The sequence below is a fragment of the Paenibacillus sp. SEL3 genome (genome assembly GCF_054602585.1).
In genome coordinates this window covers 1,514,380-1,537,211 of sequence record NZ_CM137725.1, presented here as the reverse complement: position 1 = coordinate 1,537,211, position 22,832 = coordinate 1,514,380, and the positions used below count along the sequence as shown (strand labels likewise).

At 47.4% G+C, this 22,832-nt stretch carries 17 protein-coding genes; 15 read left to right on the top strand and 2 right to left on the bottom strand.

The genetic code is table 11. The annotated features are described in order from the left end of the window. The first annotated feature begins 4 nt into the window (after nt 1-4). The 14 genes from ACYCS5_RS07365 (at nt 5) to ACYCS5_RS07300 (ending at nt 19,881) form a co-directional block, all read left to right on the top strand. Nucleotides 5-907 (top strand): carbohydrate ABC transporter permease, encoded by a 903-nt coding sequence (locus ACYCS5_RS07365; protein ID WP_029519239.1) that lies wholly within the window; start codon nt 5-7, stop codon nt 905-907. 73 nt (nt 908-980) lie between these two features. Continuing rightward, nucleotides 981-2,675, top strand: coding sequence for an ABC transporter substrate-binding protein (locus ACYCS5_RS07360; protein ID WP_459761007.1), 1,695 nt, complete (start codon nt 981-983; stop codon nt 2,673-2,675). A 106-nt stretch (nt 2,676-2,781) separates the two neighbouring features. Beyond that, nucleotides 2,782-5,253: a glycoside hydrolase family 95 protein gene (locus ACYCS5_RS07355; RefSeq protein WP_459761006.1), complete on the top strand. Its 2,472-nt coding sequence runs from the start codon at nt 2,782-2,784 to the stop codon at nt 5,251-5,253. Between the two features lie 5 nt (nt 5,254-5,258). Next, nucleotides 5,259-6,605 (top strand): GH1 family beta-glucosidase, encoded by a 1,347-nt coding sequence (locus ACYCS5_RS07350; RefSeq protein WP_029519234.1) that lies wholly within the window; start codon nt 5,259-5,261, stop codon nt 6,603-6,605. Nucleotides 6,606-6,825: 220 nt separating this feature from the next. Next, complete coding sequence (locus tag ACYCS5_RS07345) at nt 6,826-7,074, top strand: hypothetical protein (protein ID WP_029519233.1); 249 nt, start codon at nt 6,826-6,828, stop codon at nt 7,072-7,074. Between the two features lie 344 nt (nt 7,075-7,418). Beyond that, nucleotides 7,419-8,402 (top strand): ubiquinol oxidase subunit II, encoded by a 984-nt coding sequence (gene cyoA, locus ACYCS5_RS07340; protein WP_029519232.1) that lies wholly within the window; start codon nt 7,419-7,421, stop codon nt 8,400-8,402. 25 nt (nt 8,403-8,427) lie between these two features. Beyond that, nucleotides 8,428-10,404, top strand: coding sequence for a cbb3-type cytochrome c oxidase subunit I (locus tag ACYCS5_RS07335; RefSeq protein ID WP_025723659.1), 1,977 nt, complete (start codon nt 8,428-8,430; stop codon nt 10,402-10,404). Beyond that, nucleotides 10,404-11,012, top strand: a complete 609-nt coding sequence (gene cyoC, locus ACYCS5_RS07330; protein WP_013373104.1) for a cytochrome o ubiquinol oxidase subunit III — start codon at nt 10,404-10,406, stop codon at nt 11,010-11,012. The genes ACYCS5_RS07335 and cyoC overlap by 1 nt, the downstream gene beginning before the upstream one ends. Further along, a complete protein-coding gene (gene cyoD, locus ACYCS5_RS07325) occupies nt 11,013-11,348 on the top strand; it encodes a cytochrome o ubiquinol oxidase subunit IV (RefSeq protein WP_029519230.1) in 336 nt (111 codons plus the stop codon). 186 nt (nt 11,349-11,534) lie between these two features. Further along, nucleotides 11,535-12,659 (top strand): NADH:flavin oxidoreductase, encoded by a 1,125-nt coding sequence (locus ACYCS5_RS07320; protein ID WP_459761005.1) that lies wholly within the window; start codon nt 11,535-11,537, stop codon nt 12,657-12,659. A 159-nt stretch (nt 12,660-12,818) separates the two neighbouring features. After that, on the top strand, nt 12,819-13,187 hold the full coding sequence (locus ACYCS5_RS07315; protein WP_007432172.1) for an ArsR/SmtB family transcription factor: 369 nt from the start codon (nt 12,819-12,821) through the stop codon (nt 13,185-13,187). A 188-nt stretch (nt 13,188-13,375) separates the two neighbouring features. Beyond that, nucleotides 13,376-15,712: a heavy metal translocating P-type ATPase gene (locus ACYCS5_RS07310; protein WP_459761004.1), complete on the top strand. Its 2,337-nt coding sequence runs from the start codon at nt 13,376-13,378 to the stop codon at nt 15,710-15,712. A gap of 304 nt (nt 15,713-16,016) precedes the next feature. Beyond that, nucleotides 16,017-17,468, top strand: coding sequence for an aldolase/citrate lyase/malate synthase family protein (locus ACYCS5_RS07305; protein WP_340956856.1), 1,452 nt, complete (start codon nt 16,017-16,019; stop codon nt 17,466-17,468). Between the two features lie 430 nt (nt 17,469-17,898). After that, nucleotides 17,899-19,881, top strand: coding sequence for a heavy metal translocating P-type ATPase (locus ACYCS5_RS07300; protein ID WP_049817084.1), 1,983 nt, complete (start codon nt 17,899-17,901; stop codon nt 19,879-19,881). 88 nt (nt 19,882-19,969) lie between these two features. Here ACYCS5_RS07300 and ACYCS5_RS07295 read toward each other — a convergent pair whose 3' ends face one another. Next, entirely contained in the window at nt 19,970-21,493 is a 1,524-nt protein-coding gene (locus ACYCS5_RS07295) for a DHA2 family efflux MFS transporter permease subunit (RefSeq protein WP_029519221.1), read from the bottom strand. A gap of 9 nt (nt 21,494-21,502) precedes the next feature. Further along, a complete protein-coding gene (locus tag ACYCS5_RS07290) occupies nt 21,503-22,138 on the bottom strand; it encodes an HlyD family secretion protein (RefSeq protein WP_025724158.1) in 636 nt (211 codons plus the stop codon). 134 nt (nt 22,139-22,272) lie between these two features. Here ACYCS5_RS07290 and ACYCS5_RS07285 point away from each other — a divergent pair, with 134 nt between their 5' ends. Further along, a complete protein-coding gene (locus ACYCS5_RS07285) occupies nt 22,273-22,830 on the top strand; it encodes an NAD(P)H-dependent oxidoreductase (RefSeq protein WP_165149444.1) in 558 nt (185 codons plus the stop codon). Nucleotides 22,831-22,832: the final 2 nt, after the last annotated feature.

The following is a 22,832-nucleotide window of genomic DNA, read 5'->3' as shown; positions in this document are numbered from 1 at the left end:
CGAAATGACGAATAAGGCATTTAATGCTACCCGGTCTGAGAAGCTGTTTGACCTATTTAACTATATCCTCATGGCTCTGATCGTGGTGTTGACGCTGTACCCATTTCTGAACGTACTTGCGATTTCCCTGAACAATTCAACGGACACGGTTCGTGGTGGTATTTATATATGGCCCCGCCAATTTACGCTCGAAAATTACAAAACGATTTTCCAGTACGATGGCCTTCTTCAGGGACTGCAAATATCTATTCTTCGTACTTTGGTCGGGACGGTACTCGGATTGATCTGCGCATCTATGCTTGCTTTTACATTGAGTCGGGTCGAGTTTCGTGCTCGTAAGTTTATTTCTACGTTTTTGGCGTTGACGATGTATTTTTCCGGCGGGATGGTGCCCGTGTTTATTTTGATGCGGGATTTGCATCTGCTAGGTTCGTTTTGGGTGTACATTTTTCCAGGCTTAATCAGTGCATTTAACGTGTTTGTCATTCGTTCCTTTATGGATGGTTTGCCGTATGCGTTGCAGGAGTCTGCCAAACTCGATGGAGCAAATGATTTTACGATTTACTGGAGAATTATTTTGCCGCTGTGCAAACCAGTATTGGCAACGATTGCTCTTTTTCTGGCAGTAGGTCAGTGGAATGCTTGGTTTGATACGTATTTATACAACGGTGGGGCGTCGCAATGGACGACGTTACAGTATGAGCTGATGAAAATACTGCAAAGTACGCAGCAAGGCGGCTCCAGTATGACGAATAGCAACGACATGGCTAAACAAATGGCTCAAATTTCACCAGAGTCGATCAAAATGGCAATCACGATTACGGTTACGCTCCCCATCCTGATGGTGTATCCGTTCTTGCAAAAGTATTTTGTAGGCGGTATGACGCTGGGGGCAGTGAAATCATAAAAGCCAGGATTCTGGCAGTAAATAGTAGTTATTTGCAGGAGAAGTCATCATAAGAATATAGGAGGATTTATACATGAAAAAACACTGGTCCAGATTTGCACTGATTCCTTTCCTCGCGGTGTCACTTACCGCACTCGCAGGTTGTGGGGGAAGCGATAAAGCAGCGAAGGAGAGCACATCCAGCGGTACAGACCCGATTACGTTTAGCTTCTTCGGAGCAGATACAAGCCCACAATGGAACGGAATGAAGGATGAAATAGGCAAGGAAATCACCAAGAAAACAGGTGTAACCTTGAATGCGGAATTTGATGTCAGCGGTGGAGGTGGAGATGACCGAATTGCTTTGATGGCAGCAAGTGGAGAATACCCGGACTTGGTTTCTCCTAAAGCGAATATTAATAAGCTTGTGGATGCGGGGGCCATGATTGATCTGACAGATCTGATCAACGATCACGCACCTAATCTCAAAAAGCTATATGGACCCTATATGGATCGTTTGAAATACAGTAATAAGGATCAATCCATCTATGTCCTTCCTACGTATGCAGGTGTGGGACAGGAAAGTTTTGACGCAACAGGCGGATTTGAAATTCAGCATAAGGTGCTCAAGGAGTTAGGTTATCCAAAGGTAAGAACGCTACAGGATTATGAAAACGTACTCAAAACCTATACTGCCAAGCATCCGACGATCAATGGCAAAAAAACAATCCCACTCACGCTGGATGCAGATGACTGGAGAATTATGATTACCGTAACGAATCCTGCCTTCCAGACGACTGGAGCGCCGGATGATGGTGAATATTTTATTGATCCCAAAACATTTGAAGCCAAACTTCATTACAAACGTCCAGAAGAAAAGGAATATTTTCGTTGGTTGAACCACATGTACAATGAAGGGCTGCTCGATAAAGATTCGTTTGTGCAAAAAAGTGATCAATACAAATCCAAAATTGCCAGCGGCCGTGTCCTCGGTCTGATTGACCAGGAGTGGGGGTATCAGGATGCTGAAAATGCATTAAAAGCGTCAGGTAAGGCTGATGCCAGCTACGCGCATTTTCCAGTTACACTTTCGGAGGAATACAAGGATCGTTCCTTTCAGGATATGGGCTTCGTGTCCGGTTATGGTGTAGGTATTACGGAAAATTGCAAGGACCCGGTGCGGGCTATAAAATTCCTTGATTATTTAGCTTCCGATGAAGGACAGGTGCTAGTGAACTGGGGGATCGAGGGCAAGCATTATGAGATCAAAGATGGCAAACGCATCATTCCGGCTGATGTGCTGGAGCAAAAAACGAACAATGCAACCAACTTCAGCAAATCCACGGGTATAGATTTGTACACGCTCATCAGCGGACACTATGGTGACGGCGTGAAGGACCCTACGGGTAACTACTATACTGCCAAATTCCCGGAGCAAATTATCGCGGCTTATTCGAAGCCGGAGAAAGAATCCCTTAAAGCATATGGCGTAAAAACGTGGAAAGATCTGTTCCCAGACAAAAAAGAATTTGATGTAAAGCCTTGGGGCGCAGCCTATAACCTGACAACAGACAATGAATCCAACTATAACGTTACATTCAAAAAAACGACCGACATTATCCGCAAACGTATACCCGAAGCTATTTTAGCACCAGCTTCCAATTTTGATACGGTATACGACAACATGATTAAAGAACTGGATGCCGCCGGAGCTGTCCAAATGGAACAGCAATACACGCAACTGGTGAAGGACAGAGTGGAGTTATGGAGCGGTAAGGCTTCTAAATAGCTGACTGCTTTTAACGAAATTTTAAATGCCGGAATGACAGAGCGCTTGTCCTTAAGGTCCATACGGGATTAGCGCTCTGTTTGATCTTGATGGGGGAGGGTTTGATGTGACGAAAGGCGAAAGGCCACAGTCCCTGCGTTTATGGTATCGCCAGCCTGCTGAGGTATGGGAGGAAGCATTGCCAGTCGGCAATGGAAGGCTGGGAGCTATGGTATTTGGCGGAATCAGAGAGGAGCATTTGCAATTAAACGAGGATACGCTCTGGTCCGGGTTTCCCAGAGATGGCGTTCAGTATGATGTATTGCGATATTTGCAGCCTGCCAGAAAGTTGATTGCAGATGGAAAATACAAGGAAGCGGAACAACTGATTAATACGAATATGCTAGGTCGCGATACGGAAGCCTATCAGCCTTTGGGAGATTTGTGGATTACGCAGGAGGGCCTAGGGGAAATTGCACATTATGAACGGAAACTGGATTTGCTGACCGGAACCGCAGCGGTCACTTTTCAGAGTGATGGAGTCCGCTATACCCGTGAAGTTATCGCCAGTGCGCCAGATGGAATCATCATGGTGTCACTGACTGCGAATAAGCTTGGGAAGATCCAAGCATCCGTGCGCATCACTTCCCCCCATCCTTGTGAAGACGAGGTTGGAGAGGATGTACATTTTGGTGATTCATCCAAATGGGATAGCGATAAAGAGGATGATCCATCCGAGGAGCCATCCGGGGACTTTATGACATTGACTGGACGAGCGCCCAGTCATGTGGAATCTAATTATCACGGTGATCATCCACAGTCTGTCGTTTATGAAAATGATTTGGGGATGGCTTTTGCAGTTCAGGCGAGGGTTATTCCCGAGGGAGGAACCTTGACGAAGGACACTGATGGTGCGCTGATCATCTCAGGCGCGGATAAAATCACGGTGTATTTGGCAGCAGCTACTGGATTTAGGGGATTTCACGCTATGCCGAATAGTGATGCAACGGAGTCAGCAGAAGCATGTCAAGTCATTTTAGACGGAGCAATTTCGCTGGGAACTGAGCAGGTGCGGCAACGCCATGAACAGGATCACCGAAAGCTGTTTGACCGCGTTGCATTAGAACTGGGAGGTGATACTCTACCCGACGAATTCGTTCTACCGACCGATCTGCGATTAGAACGTTATCAGAAAGGTCAGGCCGACCCGGGGCTGGAAGTGCTGTTATTTCAGTATGGCCGCTATTTGCTCATGGGTAGCTCGCGTCCGGGGAGTCAGCCTGCCAATCTTCAGGGCATCTGGAATGACTGGGTGCAGCCGCCGTGGAACAGTAATTATACAACCAATATTAATACTCAGATGAACTATTGGCCCGCAGAGGTATGCAATCTTGCCGAGTGCCATGAACCCTTGCTGCACATGATTGGAGAAGTGGCTCGTACGGGACGGAGGGTAGCCTCCATCCATTATGGTGCTCAAGGATGGGCGGCTCATCACAATGTAGATGTGTGGAGATACGCCGGACCTTCAGGGGGACATGCCAGCTGGGCATTTTGGCCGCTTGGAGGTGTATGGCTAACTGCTCACCTATGGGAGCGCTATCTGTTTACCTTGGATATAGCCTATTTGGCAGAACAAGCTTATCCGCTCATGAAGGGGGCGGCAGCCTTTTGCATGGACTGGCTCGTAGAAGGCCCGGAGGGTCAGCTTGTGACGTCCCCATCCACATCACCTGAAAATAAATTCAAAACGACGGATGGCGAGGATTGCAGCATATCTATGGGCTCTACCATGGATATGACGCTGATTCGAGAGCTGTTGGGTAACTGCATTCAAGCTGCGGATCTGCTGGAACTAGATGATGAGTTCCGCAACCGCTGCGAGGAGACACGAGACAGATTAATGTCCTATCAAATTGGTCGCCACGGTCAGCTACAGGAATGGTTTGTCGATTTTGAGGAAGCGGAGCTTGGGCATCGACATGTTTCGCATCTATATGGGTTATATCCTGGTCGACAAATTCACATCCGTGATACCCCGGAGCTAGCTGAGGCGGCTCGCATATCGTTGCGTCGACGGCTTGATCACGGTGGTGGGCATACCGGATGGAGCTGTGCCTGGTTGATTAATCTGTACGCTCGACTGGAAGATGGCGACGCCGCACATCGGTATGTTCGCACGTTGCTGTCGCAATCGACCTATCCTAATTTATTTGACGCTCACCCGCCTTTTCAGATCGACGGTAATTTTGGTGCGACGGCGGGGATCGCAGAAATGCTGCTACAAAGCCGTCCGGGAGAGCTGACGTTACTGCCTGCCCTGCCAACGGCATGGCCGGAGGGACGGGTCAGTGGATTGAAGGGACATGGCGGGATGACGGTCGGCATGGAATGGTCCGGTTCCCGGCTTGTCCGTGCAGAACTGGCCACATCCATCTCAGCAGGAAGCTGCACGATTCGCAGTGCACATCCATTTAGCGCAGATGCTCGTCAGGCTCTGCCTGATCCTGAGCACGGAGGATTTATTTTGTCATGGATTTTTACCAAAGAGCAGGAAATAACGAACGGACATACGATTATAATTGAAGGAGAGGAATAGACAATATGACCATTTTTCAATTTCCGCAGGACTTTATGTGGGGCACCGCGACGGCAGCCTATCAAATCGAAGGAGCTTATGAGGAGGATGGGAGAGGCTTGTCGATCTGGGATACCTTTGCCCATACGCCTGGCAAAGTATTCAACGGTGATAACGGCAATGTAGCTTGTGACAGCTATCATCGCTACGAGGAAGATATCCGCCTAATGAAGGAGCTGGGCATTCGTACATACCGTTTTTCCGTGTCCTGGCCGCGTATATTTCCCAATGGTGACGGTGAAGTCAATCAAGAAGGATTGGACTATTATCATCGCGTAGTCGATTTGTTGAACGAAAACGGGATTGAACCGTTTTGTACACTGTACCATTGGGATCTGCCTCAAGCGCTTCAGGATGCTGGAGGATGGGAGAATCGTCACACGATTCAAGCATTTGTCCAGTATGCAGAAACGATGTTCCGCGAGTTCCACGGTAAAATACACCATTGGCTAACATTCAATGAACCGTGGTGTATCGCCTTTTTATCCAATATGCTGGGTGTTCATGCCCCAGGTCTGACAAATCTTCAGACAGCCATTGATGTAGGACATCATCTGCTAGTTGCACATGGTCTTTCTGTGCGCCGCTTCCGTGAGCTGGGCACCAGTGGCCAGATCGGTATCGCTCCCAATGTCTCATGGGCTGTCCCTTACAGTACATCTGAGGAAGATAAAGCTGCTTGTGCGCGCACCATTTCCCTGCACAGTGACTGGTTTCTTCAACCTATTTATCAAGGCTCGTATCCTCAGTTTTTGGTAGACTGGTTCGCGGAGCAGGGAGCTACCGTGCCTATTCAGGATGGTGATATGGATATTATTGGCGAGCCTATTGATATGATCGGTATTAATTACTATAGTATGTCGGTTAATCGCTTTAATCCTGAAGCCGGGTTTCTTCAATCTGAAGAAATCAATATGGGGCTACCTGTAACAGATATCGGCTGGCCAGTGGAGTCGCGTGGGCTGTACGAGGTACTGCATTATTTGCAAAAATACGGTAACCTCGATATTTATATCACAGAGAATGGGGCTTGTATCAACGATGATGTCGTGAATGGCAAGGTTCAGGATGACCGTCGCATTTCGTATATGCAGCAGCATTTGGTGCAGGTACACCGGGCGATTCATGACGGCCTTCATGTCAAAGGATATATGGCATGGTCACTTATGGACAATTTTGAGTGGGCAGAGGGATATAATATGAGATTTGGCATGATTCATGTCGATTTTCGCACACAGGTCCGCACCCCGAAGGAAAGTTACTATTGGTATCGAAATATAGTAAGTAATAACTGGTTGGAGACCAGACGTTAAACGAAGAGCAATTTTTTTAAAAAATATAGCAAAGACGGATCTGTCTTCATTCCCTTTTGTTTGAATACTGGGTCTTCCGGGGTAATAATAGTCAGGATATGCAGAGGGTTGTTTCAGGTATGTAGAGACCAAAGGGAATAAAGAAGCAAGATGTGTGCATACTGACAAAAATACCGAACGAGGGCGTTAAAATTATTTTGGACCGAAGGGAGTGGAGGGGATGGCTGCAAATTTTAGAAAATCAGGATCAACTGACGGGCAGATGAGCCGTACGGTATCTGTTATCGCTTTGATCGCTTGTATTGCAGGTATTATCCTTATTTTGCTTGATATAGGAAATTTGACTGATCGAAATATATATTTAATGACAGGCATTGGCTGCGTTGTTGCCGGGATTTTTATTTTTCTCGTTGGGAAATCATTTGTCATTGCACGCAAGAAGGAAGACCAGGAAAACGGTCGCAGTTAATAAAATTAAAAATGATTTAAAGCAAATATATACTGAAAACAACAACGTGGGGCTTCGAGCAGTGTAGGATGATAACTGTAGGGAGTCCCGCTTTTTTCTTTAATATAACTTCTTTAAGATACACAAATAACGTTTTTAATATGTCATCTTTGAATTATAATATATTTTGAATTTGCAAGAGAAATTTTATTTTTAGAGATATTTTTCACAAAAATCGGACAAATAATCGACAATTCTGTTAACAATAAAAAAAATGGTCGCTTTTCTGCTATCTTATATAGGGGCAACATTACAGGAGTTCGTTAAGTTTTGAGTAATTTATTATTTAAGGAGAGGGGAACAACATGAACAAAAAACCAAAAGCGATTATTGCGTTGGTTTTGACCGTGCTCACGGTAGCATTGCTCATTTGGACGTGTTTTTATGCTGGCGGAAAATACGTTGTTTTCGATCCGAAAGGACCCATTGGGCAAGCACAAAAAGAGCTGATCATTCTTACAACGGCATTGTCTGCGCTAATAATTGTACCGGTCATGATTTTGACTTTCTTCATCATTTGGCGGTATCGTGATACACCGACAAATAAGGTGAAGTACCAACCCCACTGGGATGACAGCAAAAAGCTGGAGACCACATGGTGGGCTATTCCAATTATCGTTATCTGTATTATTGCGGTTATTACTGCAAGATATACCTACTTGCTGGAGCCTTCCAAGCCATTGGCAAGTACGCAAAAGCCAGTAACCATTCAAGTGACTTCACTGGACTGGAAATGGCTCTTTATGTACCCAGAGGAAGGTATAGCTACAGTTAACCAAGTTCACATTCCTAAAGGTGTTCCAGTCCGTTTTGAACTGACTGCTGACGCACCGATGAACTCGTTCTGGATTCCGCAATTGGGCGGACAAATCTACACCATGTCAGGCATGGCTATGAAACTGCATTTGCAGGCCGATCACGAAGGAACTTACTTTGGTTCGGGTGCAAACTTTAGCGGTGAGCATTTTGGACAAATGCGTTTTGATGTAGAGGTCCAGTCGGATGAAGAGTATAAAAACTGGGTCGCTGACATCAAGAAGCAGTCTAAGCCGCTGACGAAAGACGGCTATTTGGCGCTTGCAAAACCAGGTTTGTCCCAGCCTGATGAGTATTCTTCGATTCCAGATGGCTTGTTCAAAGAGATTGTCAACAAGTATGTAGTGGAAGGGGCTCCTAACCCCCATGCTGGACATGGCGGAGCTACATCCACAGAAGATTCAACCAAGTCCGGCACAGAAGATCATGCTGGAATGGACATGAGTCATATGAATATGAGCGGACACAATTAAATGATTATAAGGAAGGAGGCCCCCAATGCTTGACAAAATAAAAGAGTTTGCATCCACTTTCTTCGTTACTGGAGACCCAATGATCTATGGAGCGGACGTCTCCATCGCATTAGCGACGATCGGGATCGTGTTTGTGCTCACTTATTTCAAAAAATGGGGCTGGCTTTGGAAAAACTGGTTGACTACTGTTGACCATAAAAAAGTCGGTATTATGTATATTCTTGCGGCCATCTTGATGTTATTCCGCGGAGGCGTGGATGCATTATTGATGCGTGTTCAACTGGCTACACCGGATGTGACACTTCTGCATCCTGAGCATTACAATCAGATTTTCACAACTCACGGCACGATCATGATCCTGTTTATGGCGATGCCGTTGATGTTTGGTTTGTTTAATATCGCCGTACCCCTTCAAATTGGTGCGCGCGACGTTGCGTTTCCTTTCCTGAACGCATTGAGCTTTTGGCTTTTCTTTATGGGAGCGATGTTGTTCAACTTGTCCTTTGTTATCGGCGGTTCGCCAGATGCAGGGTGGTTGAGTTATCCACCGCTTTCAGAACTGCAATTTAGTCCAGGCGTCGGTCAGAACTTCTATATCTGGGGTATTCAGATTTCTGGTATAGGTTCATTGGCTACGGGGATCAACTTTATTGTGACCATTATTAAAATGCGTGCACCTGGTATGACTTGGATGAAAATGCCTGTCTTTACGTGGTCCGTATTTTCGTCATGTGTTATTATCATTTTCGCATTCCCGATTCTGACGGTTACTTTGGCATTGCTGTTCCTTGACCGCTTTGGAGGAGGACACTTCTTTACGCTTGATTTCGGCGGTAACCCGATGATGTATATCAACTTGATCTGGATGTGGGGTCACCCTGAGGTATACATTGTAGTTTTGCCTGCCTTCGGTATTTATTCCGAGGTCATCAGTGTATTCTCCAAAAAGAAATTGTTTGGCTACAAATCCATGGTTTACGCTATGTTCATGATTGCGATCCTGTCCTTCTTCACCTGGGCGCATCACTTCTTCACGATGGGATCAGGCGCAGATGTTAATGCATTCTTTGCGATTTCGACGATGGTTATCGCTATACCGACAGGGGTTAAAGTATTTAACTGGCTGTTCACGATGTATCGGGGTAAGATTACATTCAAAACCCCTATGATGTGGTCAATTGCTTTTATTCCGAACTTCTTGATTGCTGGTTTAACGGGCGTCATGTTGTCTGTAGCGCCTGCTGACTTCCAGTTCCATAACAGTTACTTCTTGATCGCTCACTTTCACTCCGCTCTGATTGGTGGTGTAGTGTTCGGTTACTTGGCAGGTCTGTACTATTGGTGGCCTAAAATGTTCGGTTTCACATTGCCTGAAACGCCTGGTAAATGGGCTTTCTGGTTCTGGAACATCGGTTTCTATGTATGTTTTATTCCACAATATTCTCTCGGTCTGATGGGTATGACGCGTCGTCTGAGCACTTATGGCTGGGATACCGGCTGGCAGCCGCTTAACCTCGTTTCGACCGTTGGGGCATTCCTGATGGGGATTGGGTTCTTGTTCCAGGTTCTTCAAATTCTTCTGGGCATCAAGAATTACCGCAAGCTGAAGGATACAACAGGTGACCCTTGGGGTGGCCATACGTTGGAATGGTCGATTCCTTCACCTGCACCGGAATACAATTTTGCTACCATTCCACAAGTAGAAGAACGTGATGACTGGTGGGCAGAAAAAGATAAACGTGCAAAAGGTATTTTCAGAAAGCAACCGCCAATTGAAGCGATTCATATGCCGAAAAACTCGGCGATTCCATTCATTATGTCGGTATTCTTTTTCATTGCAGGTTTCGGTTTCGTATTCGGATGGTCGTTCTTCTATATTCCAGGGCTGATCGGTGTGGCAATTTGTATGATTTGCCGTTCGTTCTTCTCCTATGATGGCGACTACTATATCCCTGCGGATGAAGTAAAACGCACGGAAGCGGCAATAAGGGGGTCTGTATAATGGCACAAGCTGCAGCACATCACAGCCATGATCATGACCACGGGCATCACGATCCGCAAGAGCTGAAGATGCTTGGTTTTTGGATCTTCCTCGTAACGGACGTAATCCTGTTCAGTACCTTGTTCGCAACCTTCGTTGTCCTTCGGAATAACACAGCCGGAGGACCAGGTGGCGCAGAGCTGTTTAACATGACGGGCGTTATTATTGAAACGTTCCTCTTGCTCACGAGCAGCTTCACAAGTGGTCTGGCTGTGTTGGCTATGAACAAAGGAAGCATGAAGGGATTAATCAGCTGGTTAATCGTAACAGCGATCCTGGGTCTTGGTTTTATCGGTTTTGAAGTTTACGAGTTTGTTGAAATGGTACACGAAGGAGCCAATTTTGGAACCAGTGCGTTCTTGTCGGCATTCTTCACTCTAGTCGGAACGCACGGACTTCACGTTTCGTTAGGTCTGGTTTGGATGATTGGACTCATGTTCCAGTTGAAAAAACGCGGGCTTACACCAGAGACGAAGGGGAAAGTTTCGGCATTGAGCTTGTATTGGCACTTTTTGGACGCTGTCTGGATCTTCTTGCTGACAGTCGTCTATTTGATGGGGGTGATGTAGATGGCACAGCATCAATCAGGAGCGGGTTCGCATGGTCATGATGATTCTCACGGTTCAGTGAAATCCTATGTTATCGGGTTTATTCTGTCCATCGTACTGACCATCATTCCTCTCTTCGTGGTGATGAATCATATGTTGAGCCGCACTTCGACCATGGTTGTTATTTTAGCCGCGGCAGTGCTGCAATTTCTGGTTCAGCTTTTCTTCTTCATGCACATCCGTGAAAGCAATGGACCACGTTGGAATGTTATGACCTTGATTCTTGGTGTAGTGATCCTGTTGACCGTCGTTGGTGGTTCAGTATGGATTATGGAATACAACATGGTAGCACACTAAAAATCACACAAGTACAAACTAATTAGGAAAGAAGGAGCGGACTTAGAACCGCTTCTTCTTTTTTTTGTGTAGCTTATTAAAATTAAAACTGTGGTTTCTTGAACTCAAGTTTACGTATGTGTAAAATGGAATTGTATAACAGTAGAGTGAAAACGATAATACTAGTGGAGAGCGGAGGGAAAAGTAATGAACACAGAATTACTGTTTAAACCTTTTAAGGCAGGTAATTTATCTCTTCCCAATCGGATTGTTATGGCGCCAATGACACGAAATTTTTCTCCTCAAGGTATCCCAGGGTCTGACGTGGCGATGTATTATCGTCGGCGTGCAGAAAATGCGGTTGGTTTGATTATTACGGAGGGAACTGCTATTAATCATCCCGCAGCTGTAGAGCACACCAGCATTCCTAATTTTTATGGTGAGGGATTAAAGGGGTGGGCCAAGGTAGTCGAGGAGGTTCATGCGGTAGGTGGCAAGATTATACCGCAGCTCTGGCATGTGGGTACAGCTCGCCAAATAGGTGCGGATAACCAACCGAATCCCGAGGCATTGCCTGTCGGTCCGTCCGGTATTTCTCCTGCCGGTGAAAAGGTAGTTGAGCCGTTGACCGAGACCGAGATTGCGAATATCATCTCCGCTTATGCTCAGGCTGCTGCCGATGCCCAGCGAGTGGGTTTTGACGGCATTGAGCTTCATGGGGCACATGGCTATTTAATCGATCAGTTTTTCTGGGACAAAACGAATAAGCGTACCGATCAATATGGAGGCAATTTGGTCCAGCGTACTCGATTTGCGGTGGAGGTCATTGAGGCTTGTCGGCGTGCAGTAGGGCCGGATTTCCCAATTATACTGCGATTCTCCCAGTGGAAGATGTACCACTATGAAGAAAAGCTGGCACAGACACCTCAGGAACTTGAACAGTTTCTCGCTCCATTAGTGAAGGCAGGAGTGGATGTATTCCATTGCTCAAGCCGCCGTTTTTGGGAACCGGAATTTGAAGGGTCCGATCTAAACCTGGCAGCTTGGACGAAAAAGGTAACAGGTAAGCCAGTTATTACCGTAGGCTCCATTGGCTTGGAGAAGGCATTTTTGAGTGATTTTGAAAAAAATAATAATCGTCAAACCGAACAATCCAGTAGTGTAGAGGCAAGATTAGAACAACTCGTGGGGCAAGTAGAACGAGAGGAAGCTGATCTGGTTGCGGTTGGGCGTGCTTTGCTGGTTGATCCAGCGTTTGCGATGAAGTTACGTGATCAACAAATAGAAGAAATTATTCCTTACAGTGATGAAGTATTAAAAACGTTGAATTAAGCTTTATTAAGCTCTATGTAGTGTAAAGCTATAGCGTTAGGCAAGCATTTGAGACTTGGAAGTCTTCTGTTACAGGGCAAGCTGTAATATAAGCTATTCGTAAACTCTACGAATTTGCTATAATAGGAGCATCAAGTCGAAATACACGGGGTGAAAAGGATGAATTCTGAAACGGAAGCTTTGGATTGCGAGCCGGCTTGTCACGGTTCAGATCAGGAAATCGAGCGCATAAAATCTTCCCTTGTTGAGGATTCCATCGCATACAAAATGTCGGAGCTGTTTAAAGCTTTGGGTGACCCGACACGAATCAAGCTGATTTATGCCCTGGCACAAAAAGAACTGTGTGTTCATGATCTGACCCAGGTGCTCAATATGGGACAATCTGCGGTATCCCACCAGCTTCGTTATTTGCGCAACCTGCGTATTGTCAAACGACGCAAAGAAGGCAAAACGGTGTTTTATTCACTGGATGATAATCATGTGGAGCAGATCTTTTTGCAAACCCATCAACACATATCACATCAATAATCTTTTGGGATAAAACAACAGAGGGCGCCAAGCGATTGGCGCTCTTTTGGCGTTTGTCCGTTGAAGTCGATTTTTTTGTTAAAAAGGGCTAGATGTCATTGACTTTTGACCCTGATCCTGAATATAATGACCTTAATAAATAATATATGAACAGTTGCTCATATATAGTTAATTGGAGGCCAATGATTATGGATGCTCTAAAAAGAACGGAACGGCATGAATGGATTTTGGAAGGTTTGGATTGCGCCAACTGTGCGCTCAAGATTGAAAATGGAGTCAGTAAAATAGAAGGGGTTATGGATTGCTCGGTCAATTTTGTTACGAAAACGTTGACGATGACCACAAGTTCGGATCAAAAAGAAGAGGTTTTTCGCCAGACGGAACGGAAGGTTCATAGACTTGAGCCACATGTTCGGATGGTGGTAAAAAGTGCCCGTGGCCACCTACATGAAGACAGTCGAAGCCATGCTGGTGCAGTACAATCAGATAGCGTAGAGGATTGTGCATGCGGTCATGAGCATAATGATGAAGGTGAAGGGCATACACACGAGCATCACAACCACCATGCAGAGCACAAACATGGTGAATCCACCCATGCTCATTCACATTCGCATGGAGATGATAGCCACGCTGGGCATACGCATGATCACGGTACGGACGGTATGCGCCGCATGATTGCGCGTTTGGCTATTGGTGCGGTCGTTGCGGCTGTTGCCTGGTGGTTACCTGTTGAAGGTGTAGGCAAGCTGGCTTTATTTTTACTGGCATATATCATCGTTGGCGGTGATGTTGTCTTGCAGGCTGCACGCAGTCTGGTGCGTGGAATGGCCTTTGACGAATACTTCCTGATGACGCTGGCTACTGTTGGTGCATTTGCGATTGGGGAATACCCGGAAGGCGTAGCTGTCATGTTCTTTTATCAAATCGGAGAGCTGTTTCAAGGCATCGCAGTTAACCGTTCACGTAAGTCCATCAGTGATCTGATGGATATTAGACCGGACTATGCGAACTTGAAGACGGCTGAGTCCGTACGGAGAGTGTCTCCAGAAGACGTTCGCATTGGGGATTTGATTGTAATTAAGCCGGGCGAGAAGATCCCGCTGGACGGTAAAGTTGTAGATGGTAAATCGCATGTGGATACCTCTGCGTTGACTGGTGAATCCGTGCCTCGTACCGTAGAGCCGGGAAGCAACGTGTTGAGTGGATTTATCAATACGAACGGACTTCTAACGGTAGAGGTTAGCAAAGAGTTTAGTGAATCCGCGGTCTCTAAAATTTTGGAATTAGTGCAAAATGCGAGTGCCAAAAAAGCGCCGACTGAAAAGTTTATCACGAAATTTTCCAGATACTATACTCCCGTAGTGGTTATTGTAGCGCTGTTGTTGGCGGTTGTTCCACCGCTTGTTGTGCCAGGTGCACAATTTGCAGATTGGGTGTACCGTGCGCTTGTTTTCCTCGTTATTTCTTGTCCATGTGCGCTGGTAGTATCTATTCCATTGGGCTTCTTTGGGGGAATCGGGGCAGCCTCCCGTTCAGGTATTCTGATCAAGGGCGGGAATTATCTTGAAGCTCTGAATCATGTAAAATACGCTGTTTTTGATAAAACAGGCACACTCACCAAAGGTGTTTTCCGTGTAACAGGGATTTATCCTGCCGGGGATTTTACAAACGAAACCCTGCTCGAAACCGCCACTTTGGCGGAGCTGCATTCGACACATCCTATTGCTGCATCTTTGCGTGAATCCTACGGTAAAGAACTCAGAGCAGAACGGGTTCAGCAGTATAGTGAAATATCCGGTCACGGGATTCAGGCACAAATAGATGGTCGTCTGGTATCGGCCGGGAACGCCAAGCTGATGGAGCGGGAACATGTTGCTTTTAACGTGGCGCAGCAAGCAGGGACGCTGGATGAAGGAACGGTCGTACATGTGGCGGTAGACGGAACGTATGCCGGGTGCATTCTGATTTCAGATGAGGTTAAGGAAGACGCAGCCCAAACGGTTACTTCACTGAAAAAGTTGGGTGTGGTGAAAACCATCATGCTGACGGGTGACAATCGGACAGTTGCCGAGGCTGTAGGACGACAGCTGGGTTTGGATGAAGTAAGGGCAGAGCTGTTACCTCAGCACAAAGCCGAAGCCATCGAGCAGTTGTCTGCAAGTAAAAAAACGAGCGACAAAATTTTGTTCGTGGGCGATGGAATCAATGATACACCCGTACTGGCGCTGGCAGATGTCGGTGTAGCGATGGGTGGCTTGGGTTCGGACGCTGCGATTGAGGCGGCAGATATCGTAATCATGAACGACGAGCCTTCAAGGCTGGTTACGGCCATCCATATCGCCAAGCGCACGCGTCGTATCGTATGGCAAAACATCATATTTGCACTAGGTGTCAAAGCTGTGTTTCTTACGCTGGGAGCATTCGGTATTGCTACGATGTGGGAGGCTGTATTTTCCGATGTAGGTGTAACATTGCTAGCCGTATTGAATGTGATGCGTGTATTGAAGGTTCGTTCTTACGAGTAAAAATAAGTACCCCCGGGTTAACATAGGATGTAGGCATCCTGTGAAAACCGGGGGTGTTTATTTTATAAGTTCCTTTTTCGAGTGGTCTTGTACCAGCAGTATAGAGATTACTTGTGGGTTGTAGGGTAGCTGTGCCCAGATGTATAAATGTGTGGCGTGCCTAATACGTTAAGGTAGGGGCTTTACAAGTAAGGCCCATGTAAGATTCGGTTGCTCCATTATGAGTAAGCGTTTTCCTTAATTGGAGGGGTACTCAAATTCGTGTGTGCCAACTTGCTGACGGAAGAAAGGATGGATTAATAGCATGGAGGCTAAACTGATGCATGTATTCGCAGAGCTGTTGGGCGGCAAAAACAGCCGGGATCTCAAAGATCCAGAGTCGGGTATGGAGACTGCTGCACAGAGGTTGGCTATGGAGACGCTAAGGGCAGGCAGCCATGAAGTATCTGCTACGCAGGAGGAAGATCCGTTGGGCTGGCTGGTTGGTTTAGCTGAGCAGGGCGTAATCAGCCGAGCGGAGGCTTTGATGGCTGCGAATCCCGAATTACTTGGGGAAACGATGCTGAATAGCGGCAACGATATTGGGCAAGCAATGGGTACACTCCTAAAATGGAGCGATGAATACAGACGTACCTTCATACGGATTTATGCCGATGCTCCTACAAGTATGAGTCGTATAAGTACAGAGACAGCAACAGAAATAGGCAGTTTCGACGGTTATAGTCTTCTGCATGGCCCCTTGTCACAGGCCTCTGGCCGCGTGGGGGAATTATGCTATGCCTATCTGGACGTAGCTGAGTCTGGACAGACGATTCATGCCCCTGACGGGGAGCCCGACCCCATCCTTATTCCCGGCTCTCGTGCATCTGACACGTACAAAACCTTTAACCAGGCATCTGGCCTGCCTGGATTGTGTGAGCATTTGTCCCGCCGAATCATCAGCTTGCTGGAAACAGAGTATGAAGGCTTATTCGAGTCTCTGAACGGATCGCCACTCACTGTCGCCCTAATGGAGCAGAACAATGCAGTGGGTATTGGCAGCTTGCAAGATATGCAGCTGGAGGCATTACTGCGTGCGGCGTTGCGGAGCGTGCGGCAGGGGGGAGAACCCAAGCTGGAGATTATGGTACGCAATCCGGCTGACGTGGACGAATTCCGGGCAACCCGAGACTGGATTGACGGCGTTGCGGAGCAGACCTTATGCGGACGTCTTCGGTGCATTCCATATCGGGTAGGCGTGCTTTTGACAGTTGCCCCGTCTTTGGTGCCTAACATAAGCCCAACATGGAACAAGGAAGCCGCGCGGTCGGAGGAGTCAGCCAACCCCAATAACATATCCAAAGTGGGTGCACGACAGATCAAGCAGGTGGCTCAAGCTGCAGATCTGACACGTTTTGCCGATACGGTCATTTTAGAAGTCATGCCAACTCCATCCGATGATATTAGGACTGAGGATCAGTTGATTCCACCCGGTGTCGATGGTCATGAGAATACTAGTGATACGATAAAATGCATAATGGAAGCTGTTCGACGTGTAAAGCCCGAGCTTCCTTTATGGATAGCAATAGATGAAATTAACCAGTCTCTGGATGGGATTTCGATCTGGGAGAATGAGCTGACGGGGGTCATTTGCCCGGACACAGCAATTCCCGCCGCACGCCTTGCAGCTGCGCGTTTGGAACTGCAACAGCCCGCAGATCGTCAGCACACTTCTGGGACTGCACACAACCATGCGTGGAAGTTTCCTTTAGCCTGAAGATAACCTGAATTCATGTAATAGAGGATTTTGCAAAAATCCAATAAGCGATTTTCAAGGAACAAAATATAGATCGAAATGGTCTAGTTCGTCTATATATTGCACTTTGGAGCGACTGGAATCGATTTTTGCAAATCCTGAATCGGATGCTCTAAATATGGAGGATACCTGTGGTGTTTGCGCGGGTATCTTTTTTTATTTAGACTATTGCTGGTTTACAAGTGGAAAAGAAAAGGTATATAATAAAACAAAAGTTTCTCTAAACCAAAATAATTGTATAGATGCAAAAATGATTATCATTCTCATTTGCTAAACATGCTGCTTCGGGCTTCCCGAAGCAGCATGTGCTATTTTAAGGCACTTAACAATGGATATCATTCTCAATGAGATGCTAGTACAAGGAACAAAATATGGAAAGGAACGTGACATGATGCAAGCTGTTCAACGATTACAAGATACATTGTCTCCCTCTAACCGAACCCTTTCAAAAAACAGTGGCAGCGGACGACCCGGTCCGAATCGTAAGCCGCAATTTCAGCTTAAAAGTATGCTGAAAAACAAGGAGATGCAAGCTGCTCTAGGTAGTGGATTGCTGATGTTGATGGCATGGGGAGTCTCACATTGGTGGCAATGGCTATCGGTCATTCTGTATGTGGTGTCCTATGCCCTTGGGGGCTGGTCCAAAGCCAGGGAAGGAGTCGAAACACTGATCCGAGAACATGATCTGGATGTTAACCTGCTCATGATTGCTGCCTCCCTAGGAGCTGCGGCCATTGGCTATTGGAATGAAGGAGCCATGCTGATCTTTATTTTTGCACTCAGCGGTGCGCTGGAGAGCTATACCACCGAGCGTAGTAGTAAGGATATTTCTGAGCTTATGGCGTTGAAGCCGGAAACGGCTTTGCGCTTGTCTCGCGAGGGGACCGAAACGGTCGGCATTGAGCAGCTGTTGCCAGGCGACCTGCTGCTGGTGAAGCCGGGCGAACTGATTCCGGCGGACGGCCGAATCTCTAAGGGCGTTTCGGCAGTGAATCAGGCATCGATTACCGGTGAATCTATTCCGGTAAATAAGGTGGAAGGTGACGAGGTATATGCGGGCACCATTAATGGAGAAGGGGTGCTATATGTGGAGGTTAGTCAGTCCTCAGAGAACACTTTATTTTCGAAAATCATTCGTATGGTGGAAGAGGCTCAGACCGAAGTTCCTGATTCCCAGCGTTTTATTAAAACGTTCGAATCGGTGTACGCTCGAATTGTTGTTGCTGTCACGCTGATCGTCATTGCCGGTGCACCCATAGCATTAGGCTGGACGTGGGCAGCAGCGTTTTACAAGGCTATGGTGTTCCTCGTCGTGGCCTCCCCCTGTGCGCTCGTATCATCCATTATGCCAGTAATGCTATCGGCCATTTCCAACCGTGCCCGACGGGGCATCCTGTTCAAAGGTGGTGCACATGTGGAGAATATGGCATTGACTTCTGTTGTTGCTTTTGACAAAACAGGCACGTTAACGATGGGGTCACCTGTCGTCACGGATTGGATTACCGCCGCAGAATACGATGCCGATGAGTTATTGCATATGGTCGCCACAATTGAAAGCTATTCTTTGCATCCACTGGCGCGAGCGATTGTAGCCAAAGCCGAAGCTGATTTGGGACAGAGAGATCTTCTTCCAACCGAAGAAGTGCAGGCACTCACCGGATGGGGAATGGAAGGCATCATAGGTGGGGTGAAGTGGAAAATTGGGCGTACAAATGTACTGGATGAACCTGGTTCTCTGGCAGAGCCAAAGTGGATGGAGAGTCGGGCCCGGCTGGAAGCTGAGGGCAAAACCGTATCCATCATCCTCGCGAATGATCGGATTGCCGGAATGCTGGCACTACGCGACGAGCTGCGTCCGCAGGCCCAAGAGTCCGTGAAACGACTGCAAGCGCAGGGTATCCGGGTTGTCATGCTAACCGGGGACCGTCCAGAAACGGCCGCTGTGATCGCGGCGCAGGCCGGAGTTGACGCCGTGTATGCTGGCTTAATGCCGGAGGACAAAGTCAGCCATATTCGCATGCTGCGGGAGCAGTACGGGCATGTCGTCATGGTCGGCGACGGTGTGAACGACGCTCCTGCGTTGACAGCGGCAACCGTAGGACTAGGCATGGGGATGCATGGCAGCGGAGCCGCACTGGAGGTCGCAGACGTTGTGCTGATGAACGATGGAATCGAGGAGATTGCTCCGACGGTAGCACTGGCCCGCAAGGCGCAGCGGGTGGTTAAACAAAATATGATCTTTGCGGTAAGTGTCATTTTGCTGCTTGTGATCAGCAACTTTGTGCAAGATATAGCCCTGCCATTTGGGGTTATTGGGCATGAAGGTAGCACATTACTGGTTATTTTGAATGGCCTGCGCTTATTACGGTCATAGGGCTAATAATCACAAGAAGGAGCATTCATCCTCTTAAAAATTCAAGGGGTGAATGCTCCTTCTTTTGCAGCCTCGCAACGCTGTACGTCTATCTTCGGCGTGGCGTAGACCGTCGTAAGAACAAGGAAAACAATAGCCCTGCCAGCGCAATCCCTGTAGCAATGATAAAGGCATCATTAATGCCATGGATCGTCGATTCCGTAACAGCATTTCGGTACACCTGTTGTAGCGCCAACGATGAACCACTTTCTGTTGAAATACCCGCCGTTTGCGCGAGGGTTTGTCCCAACTGTGCTACCCCTTCGGTTAAAGGAACATTGGCGGTGGTAGCGACATTCGCATAATCCGCTACATGAATCGTGGTCCGGCTGCTCATTACAGTAATGAGCCAAGCGGTACCGATAGACCCGGCAATTTGCCGTACTGTATTGGACATGGCTGTACCATGGCTACCGAGATGGGGAGGCAACTGGTTTAGCCCTTCCGTCTGGACGGACATCATCAGCAGTGACATTCCGAAGCTGCGAATCGTATAGATGATCATAATATGTCCGTAGGTGGTGGCGTCGGTTAGCAGACTGAACTCCCATGTCGTGACTGCCGTAATGATCAGCCCAATGATCGCCAACGGCCTTGCGCCTATACGGTCAAATACTGCCCCTGATATGGGTGACATCACACCCATCAGCAGTGCACCCGGCAACAGCAGCAGACCGGATTGCAACGGTGTAAAGCCGCGTATATTTTGCAAATAGATTGGCAGCAGCAGCATACCGCCAAACATCGTCATGTTGACGGTAGCCCCGACTAAGGTTGATACAGTAAAAATATCATATTTAAACACACGGAACTCCAGCATCGGCTGTAGCATGTTCAGCTCGCGCACGATAAACAATACAATAAACACAATCCCGGCAGCGAGTGTGAGTATTACTGTATTGCTACCCCAGCCTTTGTCCCCAGCTGAACTAAAGCCATACAGCAGGAAGCCAAACCCAAGGGTGGAAAAGACGGTTCCCAGCAGGTCAAAGTTCGGTTTCGTTAGCTTGGATACATTTTTGAGCCAGCGTATGGCAAACAGAATATCAATGACCGCCAGCGGAATAACAAGTAAAAATAGCAGCCGCCAGCTGTAATGCTCCACAATATAGCCGGATAAAGTTGGTCCAATCGCCGGGGCAAACATCATGGCGATTCCCATAGTACCCATGGCAGCGCCCCGTTTTTCTGGAGGAAACACAGTCAGGAACACGTTCATCACCACAGGCATGATGATGCCTGCTCCGCTGGCCTGGATAACACGTCCAACCAGCATAGGCGCAAAGCCGGTACTGGCAGCACAGACGACAGACCCGGCAGTAAATAACCCCATCGCGGAGATGAACAGCGCACGTGTTCCGAAGGACTCAATCAGAAAAGCAGTGATAGGAATCAAAATCCCGTTGGTTAGCATATATCCGGTGGAAAGCCATTGAACGGTTGTGGCAGACACATTGAAATCATTCATTAAGTGTGGAATGGCCACGTTAAGCAGCGTTTGATTCAAAATCGAAATGAAGGCGCCTAGCAGCAGCACGGACAGAATACGTCCGACGGACATTTTTTGATCCATGACAGCCCCCTACTTGTGAACTCTGATAGTCGCACTCATTCCCGGGATAATACCCAGCCCCTTGTAACCTTGAATGGAAATATTGACAGGCACGACCTGCGTCACCTTGGTATAGTTGGCAGTGGTGTTGGAAGTGGGCAGTAGTGAAAAAGTCGATGCGGTCGCCAGGCCGATCTTTTCGAGTTTACCGCTCAGGGACGTATCCGGGTAAGCATCAATATATACATCTACGGTTTGTCCTACTTGAAGATCCTGTACAGCCGTTTCGTCTATATTGGCGGTAATCCATAAATTGTTTAGATCAAAAGCCTTCGCTAAAGGCGTGCCTGCCCCAACAATTGAGTTGTTGACCGCAGATTGCTGCACGATGGTACCATCGGTTGGAATCGTAACGCTAATTCGGCTTCCGCCTCCTTCTACATTACCCAGTGTGCTTCCAGCGGTGTAGGTTTTACCAACTTCAGCATTCCAGCCTGTGAGCTTGCCAGCGCCTGGAGAGGCAACGGTAACCGCTTGTCCACTCACTTGGGCATTATCGGTTTTTATGTAGTTGGCGGATTGATTGTAGTAATAGGCGGCGGCTCCACCTCCTGCCAGAATAATGATAATAACTAGCAAGTTGACTAATATGGCGCGTGAATTCATGTGTTAACATGCCTCCCTAGTTCTTGGATTTTCAAAGTATGCGTCAAACGATTCATAATATTCAGATGGATTTTGGGCAAGGTTAAGAGCGCATGCGAAAAGGATGATTTTGCTGACAAAGGATGATGCGCATAATGACGACGACCAGAATCATGATTGTATATGACAGTGAAAATGGGCATACCGAACGTCTCGCACGCTCAATTGCAGAAGGAGCACACCTTGAGCACACGGAAGTGTTGTTAAAGCATGTAAATGAGGCCGATGTGAATGAGCTAGTGAGTGTGGATGCGATCCTATGGGGTTGTCCGGGGCATTTTGGTACGATCAGCAGCGGTCTGAAAAGCTGGATTGATAAGCTGGGGTATCTGTGGGCGCAGGGCAAGCTGGTGGACAAAATCGGCGCTGTGTTTTGCACAACCGCTACCGTTCATGGTGGATTGGAATCCACACTTCTGAATTTGATTACTCCAATGCTTCATCAAGGCATGATTATTGTAGGACTGCCCGCCAATATTACGGAAAATGCATTATACGGCTCCTATTACGGCGTAGGGATAACATGTCCGGTGGAGACTGACCCCAATGGACCACCTAATCTTCCAACGGGTGATGATCTTGCACTAGGCCGCTCTTTGGGCAAACGGGTCGCTGAAATAGCGGGACGGTACCGTAGCGCTGAAAGAGAATAGGA